Origin of the sequence: Halopseudomonas sp., assembly GCF_041579695.1 — a bacterium.
GTDB lineage: Bacteria > Pseudomonadota > Gammaproteobacteria > Pseudomonadales > Pseudomonadaceae > Halopseudomonas.
Map to the genome: position 1 here is coordinate 25,957 of NZ_JBFGFI010000021.1, position 19,165 is coordinate 45,121.

The 19,165-nt window shown below is 58.9% G+C and carries 17 protein-coding genes; 8 read left to right on the forward strand and 9 right to left on the reverse strand.

The window, feature by feature from the left end:
- Positions 1–12 precede the first annotated feature (12 nt).
- Entirely contained in the window at positions 13–1,404 is a 1,392-nt protein-coding gene (locus tag ABYA88_RS06695) for an FAD-binding oxidoreductase (protein ID WP_373186218.1), read from the reverse strand.
- Between the two features lie 177 nt (positions 1,405–1,581).
- Here ABYA88_RS06695 and serA point away from each other — a divergent pair, with 177 nt between their 5' ends.
- Positions 1,582–2,811 carry a phosphoglycerate dehydrogenase gene (serA, locus tag ABYA88_RS06700; RefSeq protein ID WP_373186219.1) on the forward strand — a complete coding sequence of 410 codons (1,230 nt, stop codon included), beginning with the start codon at positions 1,582–1,584 and terminating at the stop codon, positions 2,809–2,811.
- Positions 2,812–2,850: 39 nt separating this feature from the next.
- On the opposite strand, the gene ABYA88_RS06705 is transcribed toward serA, so the two are convergent.
- Entirely contained in the window at positions 2,851–3,486 is a 636-nt protein-coding gene (locus ABYA88_RS06705) for a 2OG-Fe(II) oxygenase (RefSeq protein WP_373186220.1), read from the reverse strand.
- A 187-nt stretch (positions 3,487–3,673) separates the two neighbouring features.
- On the opposite strand from ABYA88_RS06705, the gene ABYA88_RS06710 reads away from it, so the two are divergent.
- Positions 3,674–4,423 (forward strand): DUF2059 domain-containing protein, encoded by a 750-nt coding sequence (locus tag ABYA88_RS06710; RefSeq protein WP_373186222.1) that lies wholly within the window; start codon positions 3,674–3,676, stop codon positions 4,421–4,423.
- Positions 4,424–4,437: 14 nt separating this feature from the next.
- Here ABYA88_RS06710 and ABYA88_RS06715 read toward each other — a convergent pair whose 3' ends face one another.
- Positions 4,438–5,370, reverse strand: a complete 933-nt coding sequence (locus ABYA88_RS06715; RefSeq protein ID WP_373186223.1) for an alpha/beta hydrolase — start codon at positions 5,368–5,370, stop codon at positions 4,438–4,440.
- A 232-nt stretch (positions 5,371–5,602) separates the two neighbouring features.
- Between ABYA88_RS06715 and ABYA88_RS06720 the strand changes: the two genes are divergently transcribed.
- A complete protein-coding gene (locus tag ABYA88_RS06720; protein WP_373186225.1) occupies positions 5,603–7,780 on the forward strand; it encodes a malate synthase G in 2,178 nt (725 codons plus the stop codon).
- Between the two features lie 90 nt (positions 7,781–7,870).
- Here ABYA88_RS06720 and ABYA88_RS06725 read toward each other — a convergent pair whose 3' ends face one another.
- Positions 7,871–8,044, reverse strand: coding sequence for a YqaE/Pmp3 family membrane protein (locus ABYA88_RS06725; protein ID WP_373186226.1), 174 nt, complete (start codon positions 8,042–8,044; stop codon positions 7,871–7,873).
- 185 nt (positions 8,045–8,229) lie between these two features.
- Between ABYA88_RS06725 and chrA the strand changes: the two genes are divergently transcribed.
- The gene (gene chrA / locus ABYA88_RS06730) at positions 8,230–9,534 is read left to right on the forward strand and encodes a chromate efflux transporter (protein ID WP_373186228.1); all 1,305 of its coding nucleotides are present in this window, start codon (positions 8,230–8,232) and stop codon (positions 9,532–9,534) included.
- A 42-nt stretch (positions 9,535–9,576) separates the two neighbouring features.
- Entirely contained in the window at positions 9,577–10,986 is a 1,410-nt protein-coding gene (locus ABYA88_RS06735; RefSeq protein ID WP_373186229.1) for a mechanosensitive ion channel family protein, read from the forward strand.
- Between the two features lie 38 nt (positions 10,987–11,024).
- Here the strand turns inward: ABYA88_RS06735 and ABYA88_RS06740 are convergent, their stop codons facing one another.
- A complete protein-coding gene (locus tag ABYA88_RS06740; protein ID WP_373186231.1) occupies positions 11,025–12,191 on the reverse strand; it encodes a serine hydrolase domain-containing protein in 1,167 nt (388 codons plus the stop codon).
- Between the two features lie 355 nt (positions 12,192–12,546).
- Here ABYA88_RS06740 and ABYA88_RS06745 point away from each other — a divergent pair, with 355 nt between their 5' ends.
- Positions 12,547–14,406: a cation:proton antiporter gene (locus ABYA88_RS06745; protein WP_373186232.1), complete on the forward strand. Its 1,860-nt coding sequence runs from the start codon at positions 12,547–12,549 to the stop codon at positions 14,404–14,406.
- On the forward strand, positions 14,403–14,933 hold the full coding sequence (locus tag ABYA88_RS06750; RefSeq protein WP_373186233.1) for a GNAT family N-acetyltransferase: 531 nt from the start codon (positions 14,403–14,405) through the stop codon (positions 14,931–14,933). The genes ABYA88_RS06745 and ABYA88_RS06750 overlap by 4 nt, the downstream gene beginning before the upstream one ends.
- An 85-nt stretch (positions 14,934–15,018) precedes the next feature.
- On the opposite strand, the gene ABYA88_RS06755 is transcribed toward ABYA88_RS06750, so the two are convergent.
- From ABYA88_RS06755 to ABYA88_RS06770, 4 genes are all read right to left on the reverse strand, one after another.
- Positions 15,019–15,168 carry a DUF3096 domain-containing protein gene (locus ABYA88_RS06755; protein ID WP_373186234.1) on the reverse strand — a complete coding sequence of 50 codons (150 nt, stop codon included), beginning with the start codon at positions 15,166–15,168 and terminating at the stop codon, positions 15,019–15,021.
- A gap of 125 nt (positions 15,169–15,293) precedes the next feature.
- A complete protein-coding gene (locus tag ABYA88_RS06760) occupies positions 15,294–15,722 on the reverse strand; it encodes a DNA methylase (protein ID WP_373186242.1) in 429 nt (142 codons plus the stop codon).
- Between the two features lie 383 nt (positions 15,723–16,105).
- Positions 16,106–16,870, reverse strand: a complete 765-nt coding sequence (locus tag ABYA88_RS06765) for a slipin family protein (RefSeq protein WP_373186235.1) — start codon at positions 16,868–16,870, stop codon at positions 16,106–16,108.
- 59 nt (positions 16,871–16,929) lie between these two features.
- On the reverse strand, positions 16,930–18,363 hold the full coding sequence (locus ABYA88_RS06770; RefSeq protein WP_373186236.1) for a nodulation protein NfeD: 1,434 nt from the start codon (positions 18,361–18,363) through the stop codon (positions 16,930–16,932).
- A 140-nt stretch (positions 18,364–18,503) separates the two neighbouring features.
- Here ABYA88_RS06770 and ABYA88_RS06775 point away from each other — a divergent pair.
- On the forward strand, positions 18,504–19,165 hold a 662-nt coding region (locus ABYA88_RS06775; RefSeq protein ID WP_373186237.1), incomplete at its 3' end, for a TSUP family transporter.

A 19,165-nucleotide genomic window follows, 5' to 3' on the forward strand; every position in this document is an offset into this window, starting at 1 on the left:
TGATTCTTGAGCTCAGGGGAAGATCTTGCCCGGGTTCATGATCCCGCTCGGATCAAACACCTGCTTGATCGATTTCATGATCGCAATCTCTGCTTCACTGCGGCTGTAGGTCAGGTAGTCGCGCTTGGTCATCCCCACGCCGTGCTCAGCGGATATCGACCCATTGTATTTCTGCACGATCTCAAAGACCCACTTGTTCACCGTTGCGCAGCGCGCGAAGAACTCGTCCTTGGACAGAGTCTCGGGCTTGAGGATGTTCAGGTGCAGGTTGCCGTCACCGATATGTCCGAACCAGACGATCTCGAAGTCGGGGTAATGCTCGGCCACGATCGCGTCGATGTCGTGCAGAAAGGCCGGCACCTTGCCCACGGTGACTGAAATGTCATTCTTGTAGGGCGTCCAATGGGAGATGGTCTCGGAGATGAACTCACGCAGTTTCCACAGGTTCTGCAGCTGCTGCTCACTCTGGCTCATCACGCCATCGAGTACCCACCCCTGCTCGACACAGTGCTCGAAGGTGGCCAGTGCATCGTTGGCGACATCCTCGTTCAAGGCCTCGAATTCGAGCAGCGCATAAAACGCGCAATCGGTCTCGAAGGGCGCAGGTACGTCGCCGCGGGCCATGATCCTGGCCATTGCCTTGTCAGAAAAGAATTCGAAGGCGGTCAGATCGATACGGTTCTGGAACGCGTGCAGCACCGGCATGATCGAATCGAAGTCCGGAGTACCCAGCACCATCGCCGTCAGATTGCGTGGCGCGCGTTCCAGCTTCATGGTCGCCTCGACAACGAAGCCCAGAGTGCCTTCGGCACCGATAAAAAGCTGACGCAGGTCGTAGCCGGTCGCGTTCTTGGTCAGATCCTTGTTCAGTTCCAGTAACTCGCCGGTGCCAGTGACTACTTTCAGGCCGGCCACCCAGTTACGCGTCATGCCATAGCGAATCACCTTGATGCCACCGGCGTTGGTGCCGATGTTACCGCCGATCTGGCTGGATCCGGCGGAGGCGAAGTCAACCGGGTAGTAGAGCCCTTTTTCCTCGGCAAACTGCTGCAGCTGTGCCGTGACCACGCCCGGCTGGCATACGACGGTGCGATCGAATTCATTGAACTCGACAATCTGGTTCATGTAGTCGAAGGACACGACAATTTCGCCATTAGCCGCTACCGCTGCAGCCGATAGCCCGGTACGCCCACCTGAAGGCACCAGCGCCAGCTTCTGATCGTTAGCAAAACGCACCAGCGCCTGCACCTGCTCCGCGCTTTTGGGAAACACAATCGCCAACGGTGCGGGCTCGAAATGCTTGGTCCAGTCCTTGCCCCAGGTATTCAGCGACTCGGCGTCGGTGCGCACCTTGTCGGCATCAACCAGCGTTTTCAGGGTATCGATAATGGCGTCTGGGGTCATGGGCGGCTCTCGAACGAAATTCATGCAATACCTGAAGACTTTTCATACAGGTACGGGCATCAAAAAAGGGAGATTATGCTAGCATACGCGGCTTCCGAAACAGGACTGTTGCTGCGACAAAAAGCGTCACAGAATCCTGAAAGCTAATTTTAATCAGCATTGCGGGTATCCGACACCATGAACAAAACCTCGCTGGACAAAAGCAAGATCAAGTTTCTGCTCCTCGAGGGCGTCCACCAGACCGCCGTCGATACGCTCAAGGCTGCCGGTTACACCAACATCGAGTACCACACCGGGTCACTTCCGGAAGACCAGTTGAAAGAATCCATCGCCGAGGCGCATTTCATCGGTATCCGCTCGCGCACTCAGCTAACGGCCGAAGTGTTCAGTCACGCGCAAAAGCTGGTTGCCGTCGGCTGCTTCTGCATCGGCACCAACCAGGTGGATCTGACCGCCGCGATGGAAATGGGCGTGGCGGTGTTCAACGCTCCGTTCTCCAACACGCGCTCGGTAGCCGAACTGGTGCTGGCCGAATCCATTTTGCTGCTGCGCGGCATTCCGGAAAAGAATGCTTCCTGTCACCGTGGTGGCTGGATCAAGAGCGCGGACAACTCCTACGAGATCCGCGGCAAGAAGCTGGGCATCGTCGGTTACGGCTCGATCGGTACCCAGCTGTCCGTGCTGGCGGAAGGCTTGGGCATGCAGGTGTTCTTCTATGACGTAGTGACCAAGCTGCCACTGGGCAACGCAGTCCAGGTCGGCTCCCTTAACGAACTGCTGGGCATGTCAGACATCGTCACCCTGCACGTACCCGAGACCGCTGCAACCAAATGGATGATGGGCGAGAAGGAGATCCGCGCCATGAAGCCCGGCGGGATCCTGATCAATGCCGCCCGCGGCACCGTAGTGGACATCGACGCGCTGGCCGGCGCATTAGGCGACAAGCATCTCAATGGTGCAGCCATCGATGTATTCCCGGTCGAGCCACGCTCCAACAAGGAAGAGTTCGTCAGCCCGTTGCGCGAATTCGACAACTGCATACTGACGCCACACGTGGGCGGCTCAACCCTGGAAGCCCAGGCCAACATTGGCCTTGAAGTGGCAGAGAAGCTGGTGCGCTACAGCGACAACGGCACCTCCATCACCTCGGTAAACTTCCCGGAAGTGGCATTGCCCTCGCATCCGGGCATGCACCGGCTACTGCACATCCACCAGAACGTGCCCGGCGTGATGAGCGAGATCAACAGAGTATTCGCGGAAAACAACATCAACATCTGCGGTCAGTTCCTGCAGACCAACGAAAAGGTTGGCTATGTGGTGATCGATGTCTCCGCCGACGCCTCCGAACTGGCTCTGGAGAAGGTCCAGCAAGTCAAGGGCACAATCCGCGCCCGCGTGCTGTTCTGATCCGGACTGGCACAGGCGACTGATCGGCCCGGCAACCCGCTAGCGCAACAGCGGGTTGTCCGGTCGCCGACGAAACCACCCCACCAGACTCGCACGCTCCCTGTTTGCAGCCAGCACCTCGTGCACGATGCTATCGCTCATGAATACCGCCAGTGTGCCCCCGCGGGGTGCTATGTCACGCTTACCCTCCTCCAGATGCAGACGCAACTCGCCACCATCTCCAGGCTGCCAGGCCTGATTCAGGTATACCACCACCGACACCTGTCGTAGCGGACTGCCCTTGAACCGGTCCAGGTGCTTACGGTAGCCCGCGCCCGGCGGATAGAGCGCATAATGAGTCTCGAAGCTGTCGAGCCCGATAAAGAGGCTGTGATTGAGCGCAACCCGCAGCCCATCCATGATCTGCAGAAAGGCAGCGCCAGCCAGTGTCGGCGGGCAATCGTCCAGCCAGCGCGTATAGTCGCCGCGGATCGACGGGATCACCAGTTCCTCTCCGGCCGGGCCGACCGCGGCCGGAGTCAGGTCGTCGCGATGCCAGAGCTGGCGGCAGACAGTGGCGAGCTGACCCACCAGCTCATCAGGCAACGCCTGTTCCTGGACGGACCAGCGGCGCGCCACCAAATCATCGGCGATACGCTCGAAGCAATCGCCAAGGGCAAGCGGGAACTCGGACATGATAATAAACTCGAAAACAGCATTGAATGCTACGCTAGACCAATAGCCGGGGCGGGCATGAAGAAACTTCTCTGGAACAATCGTCGACGCTTCGAACCATACAGCCGTTGCATTGTATCCTCTGGCGCCTGCCCCGCAAGCGTGCGGCGGCATACGGACCCACACACCCTTTAGCCTGCGAGACCTTATGCGTTTAAAACCGATCCACCTGCTGGCAATGACGCTCCTGCTCAGCATAGCACTCATCGCCATGACAGCCCGGGCAGACACCCAGAGGCAACTCTACGACGTGTCTGGAATGGCGACACACCAAAGCCATTTTCAGCATGCTCTCAGCACAGCCCAGCAGCGTTACGCCCAGCAGCTGCCGGCTAACATTCATGCCAGCCTGGTGCGCCAGAGTAATGTACGCTTCGATCCGCAGGGAATGGAGAACCGGGCCCGCAGCCGACTGGCTGTTTCGCTCACCGATTCAGCTCATGAGCAGGCTATGGCGTTCTATGACAGCCCGCTTGGGCGCAGGATTGTTGCACTGGAAACCAGGGCCACGGCGCCAGAATCAGTCAGGGCAATGCAGCAGGGCATTCCAAGGCAGCAGATTGACCCTGAGCGCTACACCCTGTTGCGCCAGCTGGGCTCCACGCTGCCTGCACTCGAGATCGGAGTAGAGGTGTCGATGGCTCTGGCCAACCTGGCTACCGACAGTGCCAACGAACTTCTCGGCGGCCTGTTTCAGGTACCGGTAGACCTGGTCAGCACGCGACGGGAAAACATCCGCAACCAGATGCTGCCCGACCTGCCCAACACTCTTGCCTACGTCTATCGCGACCTCAGCGACCAGGAGCTCGAGCACTATCTGCAATGGAGCCAGTCAGCTGCAGGAGTGGCTATTTACCAGGCAATGGAGCTGGCGGCAAAGGATGCGCTGAATCCCTGAGCCGCGAGGCGCTTTCAGATATCCAGCTCATGGCTGAGCCAAGCCAGGTACTGACGGCGAATAAGTTCGTCCTCGTTAGCCAGATGATGGCGCGCCTGCGGCAGGTAGAATATCTGCGGACTATCGAACTTCTGCTCCAGAACGCGCATGTTGTGCTGCCAGTCAACGGTACCGTCAAGCTGACCCTGGACTATCAATGGTGTATGCGCGCTCGGCTCGGCCTGCTCGATTCGCGGTATCCATCTGCCCAGTGCCTGAGCCCAGGCCACCGGCAGCACCTGTGACTGCAATGGGTCGCGCTTGCGGACAAAGTCGAGAAATTCCTGATCGGTCGAGTTTTCAGTAAAGCGTCGACCCAGTTGCTGAACGAAGCCACCGAGCAGCCGCAGGCTGACCTGCGAGACACCCCATTTGCGGGGCCTGATCAGCGGCGCCATGAGTACCGTGCGTCCCAGCTCTTCGGGCAGCGGCCCATGTAACAGCTTATCGATCAGGATTGCGCCGCCGGTGCTTTGCCCCAGCAGGTGCCAGGGCGCAGGCAACCCCCATCCGGAGGCTTGTATGAGCACCTCATCAAGCACTTTCTGATAGCGCAGAAAACAGTCGATGCTGGCGCGCGCTCCGCTCGACAGCCCATGACCGGGCAGATCAAACGCCATTACCGCCAGCCCGTGCTGCAATGCCCAACTGATCAGATGACGGTACAGGCCCATATGGTCGTAGTAACCATGCAATATGATAAGCGTGCCGCGCGCCTGCGGGGGCAGCCATACCTGCACAGCCACAGAAAACTCGTCGACCTGTATACGGCCAAGATGCTGGGGCGCATGATCACTGAAGTCGATGCCGTAATAGCCTGCATAGAGCCGCGCGGATGCGTCCAGCTCGCGCCCGGGCTCCAGCTCCGGCAACTGGTCGACCAGCAAATCCAAGAAAACCTGATCCATTCGCTTCTCAACTGGTCATAGGGGAACAACTTGCCAAAACGAGCGCAGTACCTTTTACCCGACTAGGATACGCTTTACCAATCACGATGCGCTCCACAATCATGAAACGGGGCGCGACACAATTCCACGTCCTGAACATGATTTGCAACCGATCATCGTGTAACATGCTGCGTCTCCAAATTCCACGCCCTGTGCATGTTCGCGCAGGTTGTCAGCAGAGTGAGGGTTTTCCATGACTGAACGCGTCCAAGTCGGCGGCCTCGAGGTTGCCAAGGTTCTTCACGACTTCATCAATCAGCAAGCCATACCCGGTTCCGGCGTCGATGCCGCATCCTTCTGGTCCGGCTTTGAAACCCTGATCAACGATCTGGCGCCGAAGAACCGGGCCCTGCTCGCCAAACGTGACGACCTGCAGGCGCAAATCGATGCCTGGCACCAGAAGCGCGCCGGTCAGCCGCATGATGCTGCGGCCTATAAGGCGTTCCTGCAGGAAATTGGTTACCTGTTGCCCGAGCCCGACGACTTCCAGGCCACCACCAGCAACGTCGACGAAGAAATAGCGACAATGGCCGGCCCGCAGCTGGTCGTACCGGTGATGAATGCCCGCTTCGCCCTGAATGCGGCCAACGCCCGCTGGGGCTCGTTGTACGACGCACTCTACGGTACCGACGCCATCTCGGAAGCCGACGGCGCCACCAAGGGTCCGGGCTACAACGAGATCCGCGGCAACAAGGTCATCGCCTTCGCTCGCGTATTCCTCGATGAGGCAGCGTCATTGGCTGAAGGTTCCCATGTCGACGCCATCAGCTACGTGATCAAGGACGGGCAACTGTCCGTCGCACTGAAGGACGGCACTCAGACCGGGCTCCAGGATCCGGCCCAGCTCACTGGCTACACCGGTCAGGCTGACCAGCCGCAGGGCGTGCTACTCAAGCACAACGGACTGCATTTCGAAATCCAGATCGACCCGACAAGCAACGTCGGCCGGACTGATGCCGCCGGCGTCAAGGACGTGCTGATGGAGTCAGCACTGACCACCATCATGGACTGCGAAGACTCGGTTGCCGCCGTGGATGCCGACGACAAGACCGTGATCTACAGTAACTGGCTGGGTCTGATGAAGGGCGACCTGGCGGAAAGCGTCGCCAAGGGCGGTAGCAACTTCACGCGCACCATGAACCCGGACCGCGAGTACACCCGCCCTGACGGCTCAAGCCTGACACTGCATGGCCGCTCACTGCTCTTCGTGCGTAACGTCGGCCACCTGATGACCAACAACGCGATTCTTGACAAGGACGGCAATGAAGTACCTGAAGGCATCATGGATGGTGCTGTCACCAGCCTGATCGCGCTGCACAACCTGAACGGCAATACCAGTCGCAAGAACACCCGCACCGGCTCGGTGTATATCGTCAAGCCGAAGATGCACGGTCCCGAAGAAGTGGAGTTCACCACCGAACTGTTCGGCCGCGTGGAAGACATGCTCGGCATGCAGCGCAACACCCTCAAGGTCGGCATCATGGATGAGGAGCGCCGTACTACGGTCAATCTCAAGGCTTGCATCAAAGCTGCCAGCGAGCGCGTGGCGTTCATCAACACCGGCTTCCTCGACCGCACCGGTGACGAGATCCACACCTCGATGGAAGCCGGCGCGTTCATTCGCAAAGGCGAAATCAAGGGCGCCAAATGGATTGCTGCCTACGAGAACAGCAACGTCGATATCGGCCTGGCGACCGGCCTCAAGGGTCGCGCGCAGATCGGCAAGGGCATGTGGGCAATGCCCGATCTGATGGCCGCGATGTTAGAGCAGAAGATCGGTCACCCGATGGCTGGCGCAAACACGGCCTGGGTGCCCTCGCCCACTGCTGCCACACTGCATGCTCTGCATTACCACAAGGTCAACGTCGCCGAGCGCCAGGAAGTACTGGCCAAGCGGGAGCCCGCCTCGGTCGATGACATCCTGACCATTCCGCTGGCAGAGAAGACCGACTGGTCCGCCGAGGAAATCCAGCAAGAACTGGACAATAACGCCCAGGGCATCCTCGGCTACGTTGTGCGCTGGATCGATCATGGCGTGGGCTGCTCCAAGGTACCCGACATAAACGATGTAGGGCTGATGGAAGACCGCGCAACGCTGCGGATTTCCAGCCAGCACATCGCCAACTGGTTGCGCCACGGTATCTGCACGCAAGAGCAGGTGATGGAAACCATGAAGCGCATGGCTGCGGTGGTAGACCGTCAGAACGAGCACGACCCGGCCTACAAGCCAATGGCTGCGGACTTCGACGACAGCATTGCATTCCAGGCTGCAGTAGAGCTGTGCGTAGAGGGTGCGGCACAGCCCAACGGCTACACGGAGCCGGTTCTGCACCGTCGCCGCCGGGAGTTCAAGGCGCGCTACGGCTGCTGACCAGCGGCATGAAAAACCCGGCTAACGCCGGGTTTTTTTATGCTATCACTTGCTCAAACGCCACCAGCTTCCTGGGCTAGCAAGACTGCCTCAATGCTTGAGAATGACATACAGCGCATGGATGATGCCCGGGATGAAACCGAACAACGTCAGCAGGATGTTCAACCAGAAATGGCCCTTGAAGCCCACCTCAAGGAACACCCCGACAGGTGGCAAGAGAATTGCGAAGATGATCTTGATTGGATCTGTTGCTGTGACTGCCATGTTGTATCCCCTTCCGCCGTTCAGTGTACTGCCAGCATAGACGCTAACCGCCCAGCTGTCAGATCCAGAGCTTCGATACCGAGTCGGCGTGCCTGCAAGGGTCATTACACTGTGGTAAAACCGGAGAGCCTCCGGCCTCGCCCACCGCACAGCAGACATCAACCCGACAACAGAGGAATCCCGGCATGCCCCCTATCTCCTTTCGTGAAGCGGTGATCGTGTGGTGGCGCATCGGCCTGCTCAGCTTCGGCGGACCAGCGGGACAAATCGCCCTGATGCACCGAATCATCGTGGAAGAAAAAGGCTGGCTCGACGAAGCGCGTTTTCTCCATGCGTTGAACTACTGCATGCTGCTGCCGGGTCCGGAAGCACAGCAACTGGCAACCTATATTGGCTGGCTGCTGCATGGGGTGCGCGGGGGTCTCGTGGCGGGGCTGCTGTTCATTCTCCCAGGAGCAGCAGCAATCCTTGCCTTGTCCTGGCTATATGTACTGTTGGGTAATCTGACACTGGTAGAGGGCCTGTTTTTCGGCCTCAAGGCCGCCGTACTGGCAATTGTGGTGCAAGCACTGCTGCGGATCGCCGCTCGGACCCTGCAAGGCCCACTCAAGCCGGCGCTGGCGGTGATTGCCTTCCTGGCGCTGTTCGCATTCAACCTGCCGTTTCCGCTGGTGATCATCGGCGCCGGATTTGTCGGCTATCTGGGCGCCCGTTTTTTGCCAACCATCCCGGACACGCTGACTGCGGCCGATCTCGCCGTGACGGTGCGACCCGGGACGCGGTTCGCTGCACTCGCCTGCCTGCTGCTATGGGCCGGCACGGTTGGCGGACTCTATGCGGTACTGGGTGCGGAGAACGTGTTCGCCCAGCTGTCCGGATTCTTCTCGAAGATGGCCGTGATTACCTTTGGTGGTGCCTATGCGGTGCTCGCCTATGTGGCCCAGCAGGGCGTGGAGCACTACCAGTGGTTGCAGCCCGGCGAAATGCTCAATGGCCTGGCTATGGCAGAAACCACCCCCGGGCCGCTCATCCTGGTTACCCAGTTCGTCGGTTTTCTTGCCGGCCTGCGCGAGAGCTCTACACAGCCAAGCCTGCTGGCGGCGACCGCTGGCGCGTTGCTAACACTCTGGGTCACTTTCCTGCCGTGTTTCCTATGGATATTTGCAGGTGCGCCCTACGTCGAGAAGCTGCGTGGCAACCGCGCCCTGGCCGCCGCGCTGGCGGCCATCACCGCCGCTGTAGTTGGCGTTATTGCCAATCTGGCGCTATGGTTCGCGCTCAACGCGCTGTTCACCGAGCAGCACCGGTTTACCGGTTACGGGCTCGATCTGCTGCTCCCCCGGCTGCCCAGCGTGAATCTGCCATTACTGGCAATATCGTTGATTGCCTTCACGCTGGCATTCGTCCTGAAGATGCGCATGTTGCCTCTGCTGGGCGCATGCGCCGCGATGGGCATGGGTTGGACATTGCTCGTAGCCAGCATCGGGTAGCGCACCTCGACAACCGCCGGCAAAGGTGCTGCAATCAGTTACATGGCGCAAGATAATATACAGGAGCCGCTGGACGTCCCAGCCATCTCCATCGAAGACAGCCTGGATGCGGTTGGCAACTGGGCCGAAAGCTATCTGTTTACCGCCGGCACGTTGATCGAGACGCTGCTGCTGGCTGTCATACTGCTTGCCGCATTCCTGCTGCGCCGAGTTGTGGTACCGCGCATCGACACAATGCTGGCCGGCGAAGCCCTGCTGCCAAGCATGCGTTACACCCTGCACCGCCTGCTGCTGGTGATCAGCACCGGCGCTGCCGCCTTGCTGGCCTGGGTTGCCCATGGTGCGACCGAAACCGCAGGCCTCGATGGCGAACTGCTGCGCGTTGCCGCCAACCTGCTCACTGCCTGGGTAGTCATACGCCTGGCTACCAGCTTCCTGCGCCAGCCGGGGTGGGCCAAGCTGATAACGGCTGTAGTCTGGTTCGTGGCGGCGCTGGCCATTCTTGGCTGGCTACAAGCCTTTCTCGATCTGCTCGATTCGATTGCGTTCAACATCGGTGAAATGCGGCTGTCGCTGATGGGGTTCATCAATGGCATTCTGCTGCTGACCATCTTCATCTGGCTGTCCAGCTTGCTGGCCCGGCTGGTGGACAGCCGACTGGTCTATCTCGAAGGCGTAACGCCGGCGGCCCGGGTCCTGATCGGCAAAGTGCTGCGCATCATTCTGTATCTGGTCGCGGTGGTAGTGGCGCTCACCTTCGTCGGCGTCAACCTGACGGCCCTGGCCGTATTCTCCGGCGCACTTGGCATCGGTCTGGGCTTTGGTCTGCAAAAGGTCGTATCCAACCTGTTCAGCGGCATCATCCTGCTGCTCGACCGCTCGCTGAAGCCTGGCGATGTGATCGAGACCGGCGACGCCTACGGCTGGATCAGGCAAATGGGCGCCCGTTATACGACCGTCGCAACCCGCGATGGCAAAGAGTACCTGATTCCCAACGAGAATCTGATTACCGAACAGGTAATCAACTGGAGCTATTCCGACACTGCAGTAAGACTGAAGATTGAAGTCGGGATTTCCTATCGCTCAGACGTGCACAAGGCGATCGAACTGATGGTCGAGGCGGCGCTGACTCAAACCCGGGTCATGCGCGATGGTATCCATGCACCGCAGGCCCACCTGGTCGGATTCGGTAATTCCTCGGTGGATTTCGAACTGCGCGTCTGGGTAAGCGATCCGCAACAGGGCCTGGTTAACGTGGCCAGCAAGATCCGGTTGGCGATATGGGATCTGTTTCACCAGCACAACATCGAGTTTCCGTTCCCGCAGCGCGATCTTCATATCGTCTCGGCCGAAGGCCTGTCGCAGCAAAAGCCCGACCTGGACGACCGGACTCGCCCGCGCAGCCCCGGGGCTGGTGACGACGACAGCGACTCTCCCAGCCACCAGGACTGACTCAGGCTGCCATCGCCCGGCTTTTGTCGCGGACAGATTCAGAGGCTCTGGTAGACGTTGTATTCGAATTCAATAAACAACGGCATAGCCTTCACATCGGCGAACGGGAATATCTGCGTCATCATCACACCGGCAATACCCGTTTGCGGGTCTATCCAGAAATAGGAATTGGCCAGGCCGGCCCACATAAGACTACCGGCAGGGCGGCCGGTGGGTAGCGGATCAAGATTGATCATCGCCGCCAGACCCCACTTGTGCGAGATGCCAGGCGGCAACTCGAAATCGTTGGTCAGCATGGGGTTGGCCGTTTTCGACGAGCCTACTTCCAGATCGCCAATATGGTTGCGCGAAAGCAGATCCACAGTCTCGTGTTGCAGCACGCGTCCGTACTCCCCCTGGCCACCATTGAGGATCATGCGGACAAACTTGAGATAGTCGCCTACGGTGCCATAGAGCCCGCCACCGCCCATTTCGAACTCGGCATCCTGGGGCATTTCCAGATCCAGCGGCATCAGGCTACCGTCTTCCGTCCGCTGATGGATCTTCGCCATGCGCTCACGCATCTGCGGCGTCAGCTTAAAAGCGGTTTCGGTCATGCCCAGTGGTGCCATCACATGCTCTGCCAGGTATTCGCCCAGGGACTTGCCGCTTATTGCCTCGACCACCAGGCCCGCCCAGTCCAGGCCGATACCATAGCCCCAGCTTTCACCCGGATCGAACAGCAGCGGTAGGTCCAGCGCCGCCTTCTGGCCGCTGAGCAGCTCCGGAATATTGCGTACAGCCTGATAACGCTGCAGATCTTCGCTGAGAAACTCGTAGCCAAAGCCGGAGGTATGCGTCAGCAGGTGCCGTAGGGTGATGGGCCGAACTGGCGCTCGCAAAACGGGCTCACCTGCGCTATCGAAACCTTCCAGCACCTGGACGTCCCCCAACTCGGGCAACCAGTGTGCGGCGTGTGTATCCAGATTCGCCTGGCCGCGCTCGGTGAGCTGCAATATGGCTGTGGAAGTCAGGGCTTTAGTCATGGAAGCAATCAGCCCGATGGTATCCAGCGTCATCGGCTCGCCGCTATCCAGAGCTCGCTTGCCGAAGGCAGCCGTGTACAGGGTGTTGTCAGCATCGGTGAGCATTGCCACCACGCCCGGCACATCGCCGGCATCGGTGGCGCGGCGTAGTACCGCGTCGAGGTTATCGCGCATTGACATGACATGGTCCCGTTTTGCATTGTTTTTTATTTCGCGCCAGGCGCGTCAGAGACATTCTAGTTGGCCGGCACCGGCACCACATGCATCGCGAGGCGGCAATTCGGCCGAATGCACGGATAAACAAGGGTAGTAAGGGGATAGGGACAAGGCTTGCCTCGCACCGGGGAAAGCTATTCCAGCGATAGGAAAAACCGGACTACAGACTGTTGATATCGCTAAGCCCCTGCAGGTATTGCTTGCAGACCCTGTTCAGGATATTGCGTATCCAAGCGGGCAAACCTTTCAACCAACCGTTTGGACATATCTTTGGCTGTCGCTACACTCGACAGCTCATCTGCGCGCCCAAGGACCTTTCATGTTGTTATCGGCAAGTCTAAGCATCGCCCTCATCGGCCTGGTTTCGTTTGGCTGTCAATGGTTGGCCTGGCGTGTAAAGCTGCCGGCGATCCTGTTCCTGCTCGCCGCGGGCATCGTTCTTGGGCCCTTTACTTCGGTCATAGACCCGGACCAGCTGTTCGGTGATCTGCTGTTTCCGCTGATCAGCCTCTCGGTTGCAATCATCCTGTTCGAGGGCAGCCTGACGCTCAATCTGAGCGAAATAAGGAGCCAGAAGGCCGTAGTACAACGCCTGATCACCCTTGGCGCGGCAGTGACCTGGCTGATCGTCACGATCGCCACGCACTACCTGATCGGTGTGGGCTGGGAGCTGAGTGTTCTGTTCGGGGCGCTAGCCGTCGTCACTGGTCCCACTGTGATCGTGCCCATGCTGCGGACCGTGAGACCCAACCGCAACATATCCAATATCCTGCGCTGGGAAGGCATCCTGATTGATCCCATCGGCGCTCTGCTGGTGGTTGTGGTGTATGAGTTCATCGTCGCCCAAAGCCAGAGCGCCGGGGTACTCCATGGACTGTTCGCATTCCTCGAGATTATCGCCGTGGGCAGCATCCTGGGTATAGCCGGTGGCTGGTTTCTCGGTTTCGTACTCAAGCGTGGCTGGGTACCGCATTACCTACAGAACCTGGCGACCCTGTCGGTGGTATTCGCCGCGTTCAGTATTTCCGATTCACTCGCCCACGAATCCGGCCTGCTGGCGGTCACGTTGATGGGCATGTGGCTGGCCAACAAGAAGGATCTGCATATCAACGAGATCCTCAACTTCAAGGAAAATCTCAGCGTAGTGCTGATTTCAGGCCTGTTCATTTTACTGGCGGCACGGCTCACTCTTGACGACATTCTCGTGCTGGGCTGGACTCCCCTGTTACTGCTGCTGGTCATGCAACTGGTCGCCCGACCCGCTTCGATATGGCTGTCTGCGATTGGTTCGAGCCTGACCTGGCAGGAAAAGTCACTGCTGTCCTGGATCGCCCCCCGCGGCATTGTCGCCGCCGCAGTCTCGGCATTGTTTGCAATACGCCTGGAAGAAGCTGGGCATGCTGAAGCTGCGATTCTGGTTCCGCTGACATTCTCCATCATCATCGGCACCGTCGTCCTGCAGAGTGCAACCTCGCGGGGTCTGGCCCGTGCACTTAAAGTCGCCGAACCCGCCGCCTCGGGCTTTCTGATTGTCGGCGCCAACCCGGTCGCCAGAGCCATCGCCCGCGCGCTGCAAAAGCAGGAGGTACGGGTAACGTTGACCGACACCCAATGGGAGCACATTCGCGAAGCGCGCATGGAAGGGCTGGAAACCTTTTATGGCAACGCCGTTTCCGCCTACGCCGATCAGCATCTGGATCTGGTAGGTATTGGCCGGCTACTCGCATTGTCGCCCAGCCTGGGCATCAATGTGGTGGCCAGCATGCGCTATGCCAGCGAGTTTGGTGGCGACAAGGTATATACACTTTTATCCACAACTGAAACCGATACGGCGGAGAAGCACAAGCTGGGTACCCAGCACCGCGGTCACACCCTGTTCGACAAGGGCATGAGCTACAGCAAACTGGCCAGCCTGCTGAGTAAGGGATGGGAAATACGCAGCACCCGGCTGACCGAGGAATTTGACTTCACCAGCCTGGCACAACTGCACGAGGGCAAGGTTGTCCCGCTGTTTGCGATCTCACCCAAGGGTCGGCTGGAAGTATTCGTCGATGAGGGCAGGCTTGATCCCAAACCGGGCTGGCAGGTACTGAGCCTAACGCCCCCCAAGACTGCGGAAGCCAAGCTGGTGGCGCAAAAGGAAATGGAAGAAAACCCGAAGGAAAAGAAAATCCCATGACGTCCGCACACCCCGAACCCGGCACCGACACAATCTGTATCGTCGAGGCCGACCTGAACTCACCCGAGCATGCCAACGCCATCATCGAACTGCTCGACCATTATGCACGCGACCCGATGGGCGGCGGCGCTGCGCTGGCCGCGAGCACGCGGGAAAACCTGATCGGCGAACTGCGCAAGCGCAATACAGCCCACATCATTCTGGCTCTGGCTGACGGCCAGCCAGCGGGTCTGATGAATTGCTTCGAGGGCTTTTCCACCTTTGCCTGCAAGCCGTTACTGAATATTCATGACGTGGTGGTTGCGTCCGGATATCGCGGCAAGGGCGTGAGCAGAATGCTGTTCGAAAAGGCTGAGGAAATGGCGCAGGCATTGGGCTGCTGCAAGATGACGCTGGAAGTACTGGAGGGCAATACCGTCGCCCAGGCAGCCTACCGGGCATTTGGCTTCAACAGCTATGAGCTGGATCCGGAGATGGGTCGAGCGATGTTCTGGGAAAAGAAACTGTCGACAGAAAAATCGGCATAAACCGCGCCAGTTTAATTGTTGCGTCATCCCGGGGACGGCGCAACGATGACGCGGACGAGCCGAAACGGCACCCGGCTTGCCTGTGCTACATGCGCAGATTGAATCCACCACCAAACAGACCTACAAGACCGATGATGATCAGGTAGATCGCAACGATGTAATTCAACAGGCGGGGAACGACCAGAATCAGGATACCGGCAATAAGGGAAATCAAGGGCGTCAATGCGATGTTCATGGCGTGCTCCTGCAATAGGTCGGACCGGCTCGATGTGGCGCCACTGGCGCTGCAACTTAGACCGCAGCGCGTTACGTTAGTTCACTATTGATTAATCCAGGCGAGGATTTTCCGGAGCAGCCTCATTACCAGCGCTTGGCTGCTTCACGCATGAAGATCTCGACTGTCTTCGGACCGACACCCTCAAACTCCTCAAGCCGTTTTTCCAAATCCTTGCGGTTTTCGCTTGCTTCGTGGATGTTGCTCACCTTGCCATCGTATTCGTCATTGAGCTTCTCACAGAGCTTGAGCAGACGCTCGGCGGTCGACTCGTCATAACGGGTGTAGTTGCCTTCGCCGAGCATGTCGACCAGCTCCTGCCAGGTGCAGTTGCACAGTTTGCGCGGTGTATCCCGGCCATGCTTTTCCACTATGACCTTGTAGGTTTTCACCGCGATATCCTGCTGAATCCGCTTGCCGAACAGAAAGCTGGCGAGAAACCATTTGAATACATCCTTTTCATCACCGGAGCTGACGTTCAGCCCCAGTTCCTTCGCTGTGACCTGATCACTCATGTCTATCTCCCATCGTTTCCTCGTGCAATAAACCACGGACAGCAGGCCGGTGCCGACCTGCCGTCCGCGAGCAAGCATTACATCGGGGCGGTCTGCGGGTGGGCTTGCATAGAAGTAGATGCCCATACCCTGCACGAACATGCTGTCAGCCTCGATAGAGGCATCAAAGAACAGAGGCTGTTCTACCTCGCCATATAGGGCGGCGGTGTCGCCAGTCAGTACCGGAATGCTGTCGTCATACCACTCCCAGCCATCGATTTCGACGCTGATCTGACCATGTCCGTAATCCAGGGTAAATTCGTCATCCTCAGGGTCCACTACGGTACCGCTAATTGATATCCAGGAGCCGTCCGGCCTTTGACCGTTTCGCCGACCTCACTCGATCAGGCTCCGGGGCCCTTTCCACCCTTGACCATATTCTGGATCAGGTCTATCGGTAACGGGAAAACAATCGTCGACGCATTGCCGGTGCTCATGTCCGCCAGTGTCTGCAGATAGCGCAACTGCATCGCGCCGGGCTCACTGGACATGACTCGTGCTGCCTCCACCAGCTTCTCCGAAGCCTGCAGCTCTCCCTCAGCATGAATCACTTTGGCCCGGCGCTCGCGCTCGGCTTCTGCCTGACGCGCGATCGCCCGAACCATCGACTCGTTCAGATCGACATGTTTGATCTCGACGTTGGCCACCTTGATACCCCACTCGGCCGTCTGCGAATCGAGAATTTCCTGTATGTCGGAATTAAGCTTGTCCCTTTCCGAAAGCATTTCGTCCAGGTCGTGCTTACCCAGCACCGAGCGCAGCGTTGTTTGCGCAAGCTGGCTGGTGGCTTCGGCGAAATTCTCGACCTGAATGATCGCCCGCTCCGGATCGACCACCCGGTAATAGAGCACCGCGTTGACCCGTACGGTCACGTTATCCTTGGAAATCACATCCTGGCCGGGAATATCGAGCGCGACAACGCGCAGATCTACCCGTGCCATCTGCTGGATACCGGGAATAATGATAACCAGACCAGGACCCTTGACGCCCTGGAACCGGCCGAGAAAGAACACCACGCCGCGTTGGTACTCGGGCAGTATGCGGATCGCCGAAGCCAGAATGGCAAACAGGAAAAGCAGGGGTATCAGATAGGGTAGAAAATCGAACATGTGAGTTCTCCCGGGAGGTGAGTCGCGCATCTGCGTCAGCCAAGCTTGTTTACGTCAGCTCAAGGTGGTTTCAGATAGAGCACCAGGCCTTCCATTCTTTCGATGACAACCGGCGCACCAGCTTGGACAGGGTGATCCGCCACTGCGTTCCAACGCTCGCCGGCAACCTGCACGTGACCTTGATAGCCCTGCTGCTGAGCTCCGCCAGATGGTTGAAAATCGTCCACGGCAACAGCGCTGCGACCGATCATGCTATCGGCGCCAGTGGCTGAAGGGACGTGGCGGAGACTGATAAAACGGGTCAGAGTCCAGAGCATGAAGCCGGCAGCGACAGCCGCCACACCGCCCACCATAGGTAGGGATACCTGCTGCTGGGTGCCATCCATCAGGATCACGGAACCGATAACGAACGCGACCGTGCCGCCAATACCCAGAATGCCGAAACTCGGCGCGAAAACCTCGGCGATGATCAGCCCAAGGCCGAGGAGGATCAAAGCCAGGCCAGCATAGTTGACCGACAATACCTGGAACGCGAACAGGGCCAGAATCAGACAGACAGCTCCAACGATGCCGGGAAACAGCTCCCCCGGACTGGCCAGCTCAAAAATGATTCCGTAGAAACCGACGATCATCAGAAAGAATGCGATGTTCGGATTGGTGATCACCGACAACAGTCGGGTACGCCAGTTGGGGTCGACCCGTTCGACCAGCAGATTGCTGGTCTTCAGGGTATGAGTACCCGACACCATAGCCACACTGCGGCCATCGATCTGCTGCAGCAGATCGCCAACATCGCTGGCGACTACATCCACCACATTGTTTTCCAGCGCTTCCCTGGCACCCAGATTGACGGCTTCACGCACCGCCTCTTCCGCCCAGTCCGCATTGCGGCCATGTCGCTCGGCCAGACTGCGGATGTACGCAACCGAATCTTCCAGCACCTTGCGCTCCATCGCCGTGCCCGTGGGCGCCGCCTGGCTCTCGGTCTGACTGGAATCGGAATCGGAATCGGCATCAGAACTGGATTCGACATCAGGCTGTGCAGGCTCTATCTGCGGCGTGCCACCCATCTGCACCGGCGTTGCCGAGCCCAGGTGGGTGGTCGGTGCCATCGCAGCGATATGACTGCCATACAGAATGTAGGTACCTGCGCTCGCAGCGCGTGCGCCATCAGGAGCAACCCAGGTAGCCACCGGTACCGGCGACGCCAGAATCTTCGAGATGATGCTGCGCATGGACTCCATCAGCCCCCCCGGCGTATCCATGCGGATGATCACCAACGCGGCCCGCTCCTCTTGCGCCTGGTCGATACCGCGAACCACGTAATCCATGGTCGCCGGGCCGATCGCGCCATCGATCGTCAGCATGATTGCGCTACGCTGGTCCTGCTGACCCTGGGCCCAGAGAGCCTGAGCAACCATCAGCACGCCCAGCGTGAAAACGCAGGCTGCGAGCATAACCCTGATGCGGCCGAAGGGATCATGAACAGACACTGGCGGAGCCCCTTCATTGAAAAATGAATGAAAGACACTGTTTTCAGCCTAGCAGATCATCCCGCGCGCGCCGTACGTGTTGGGCGGCTGTGGCGTAGCGTTTACACTTGCACGCCTATCTGCTTCGAGACCTCTTTCCCATGGCCGACCTGCTGCCCTATCAATACGCACTCATCGGCCTGCTCTTCGTCTGGAGCGGCTTCGTGCGGTCCGGCCTGGGTTTTGGCGGCGCCGTGCTGTCTTTGCCCTTTCTGCTGCTGGTGCACAATGACCCGCTGGTCTTCCTGCCCCTGATTGCGATGCACCTGCTGTTTTTCTCATCGCTTACCATCGCTTTCAACAACCGCCGGCAAGCTGGCGACTCGGCCAAGCCGGTCAGCACGGTGGACTGGCGCTATCTGGGCCGTATTCTGGCCATCATGATCGTTCCGAAGATGATCGGTGTGCTGGGCCTGCTGACCCTGCCGGGCAATATCATGAGCATCATCATCTTCGTCATCGTTGCCGCCTATTCCCTTTCGTATATCAGCAACCGACCTTTTCGCAGCCGCAGTCGGGTAGTCGACACCCTGTTTCTGATGCTCGGCGGCTATGTCAGCGGCACCTCACTGATCGGCGCGCCACTGATCATAGCTGTTGCCGCCCAGCATCTGGCCAAGGAACAGTTTCGCGATACGCTGTTCGCCCTGTGGTTCATCCTGGTCACCATCAAGATGGCGGCGTTCCTTTATGCCGGCGTTGACCTGCAACTGATTCACCATCTGTGGCTGTTGCCTTGTGCAGCGGTCGGCCACCTGATCGG

What these genes read in the sequence shown, in the direction of transcription:
- chrA (WP_373186228.1), top strand. Translation starts at nt 8,230, where the DNA reads ATGCCCCCTATCTCCTTTCGTGAAGCGGTGATCGTGTGGTGGCGCATC.
- ABYA88_RS06735 (WP_373186229.1), top strand. Translation starts at nt 9,577, where the DNA reads ATGGCGCAAGATAATATACAGGAGCCGCTGGACGTCCCAGCCATCTCC.
- ABYA88_RS06705 (WP_373186220.1), bottom strand. Translation starts at nt 3,486, where the DNA reads ATGTCCGAGTTCCCGCTTGCCCTTGGCGATTGCTTCGAGCGTATCGCC.
- ABYA88_RS06765 (WP_373186235.1), bottom strand. Translation starts at nt 16,870, where the DNA reads ATGTTCGATTTTCTACCCTATCTGATACCCCTGCTTTTCCTGTTTGCC.
- ABYA88_RS06720 (WP_373186225.1), top strand. Translation starts at nt 5,603, where the DNA reads ATGACTGAACGCGTCCAAGTCGGCGGCCTCGAGGTTGCCAAGGTTCTT.
- ABYA88_RS06745 (WP_373186232.1), top strand. Translation starts at nt 12,547, where the DNA reads ATGTTGTTATCGGCAAGTCTAAGCATCGCCCTCATCGGCCTGGTTTCG.
- serA (WP_373186219.1), top strand. Translation starts at nt 1,582, where the DNA reads ATGAACAAAACCTCGCTGGACAAAAGCAAGATCAAGTTTCTGCTCCTC.
- ABYA88_RS06750 (WP_373186233.1), top strand. Translation starts at nt 14,403, where the DNA reads ATGACGTCCGCACACCCCGAACCCGGCACCGACACAATCTGTATCGTC.
- ABYA88_RS06725 (WP_373186226.1), bottom strand. Translation starts at nt 8,044, where the DNA reads ATGGCAGTCACAGCAACAGATCCAATCAAGATCATCTTCGCAATTCTC.
- ABYA88_RS06760 (WP_373186242.1), bottom strand. Translation starts at nt 15,722, where the DNA reads ATGAGTGATCAGGTCACAGCGAAGGAACTGGGGCTGAACGTCAGCTCC.
- ABYA88_RS06695 (WP_373186218.1), bottom strand. Translation starts at nt 1,404, where the DNA reads ATGACCCCAGACGCCATTATCGATACCCTGAAAACGCTGGTTGATGCC.
- ABYA88_RS06710 (WP_373186222.1), top strand. Translation starts at nt 3,674, where the DNA reads ATGCGTTTAAAACCGATCCACCTGCTGGCAATGACGCTCCTGCTCAGC.
- ABYA88_RS06715 (WP_373186223.1), bottom strand. Translation starts at nt 5,370, where the DNA reads ATGGATCAGGTTTTCTTGGATTTGCTGGTCGACCAGTTGCCGGAGCTG.
- ABYA88_RS06740 (WP_373186231.1), bottom strand. Translation starts at nt 12,191, where the DNA reads ATGTCAATGCGCGATAACCTCGACGCGGTACTACGCCGCGCCACCGAT.
- ABYA88_RS06755 (WP_373186234.1), bottom strand. Translation starts at nt 15,168, where the DNA reads ATGAACATCGCATTGACGCCCTTGATTTCCCTTATTGCCGGTATCCTG.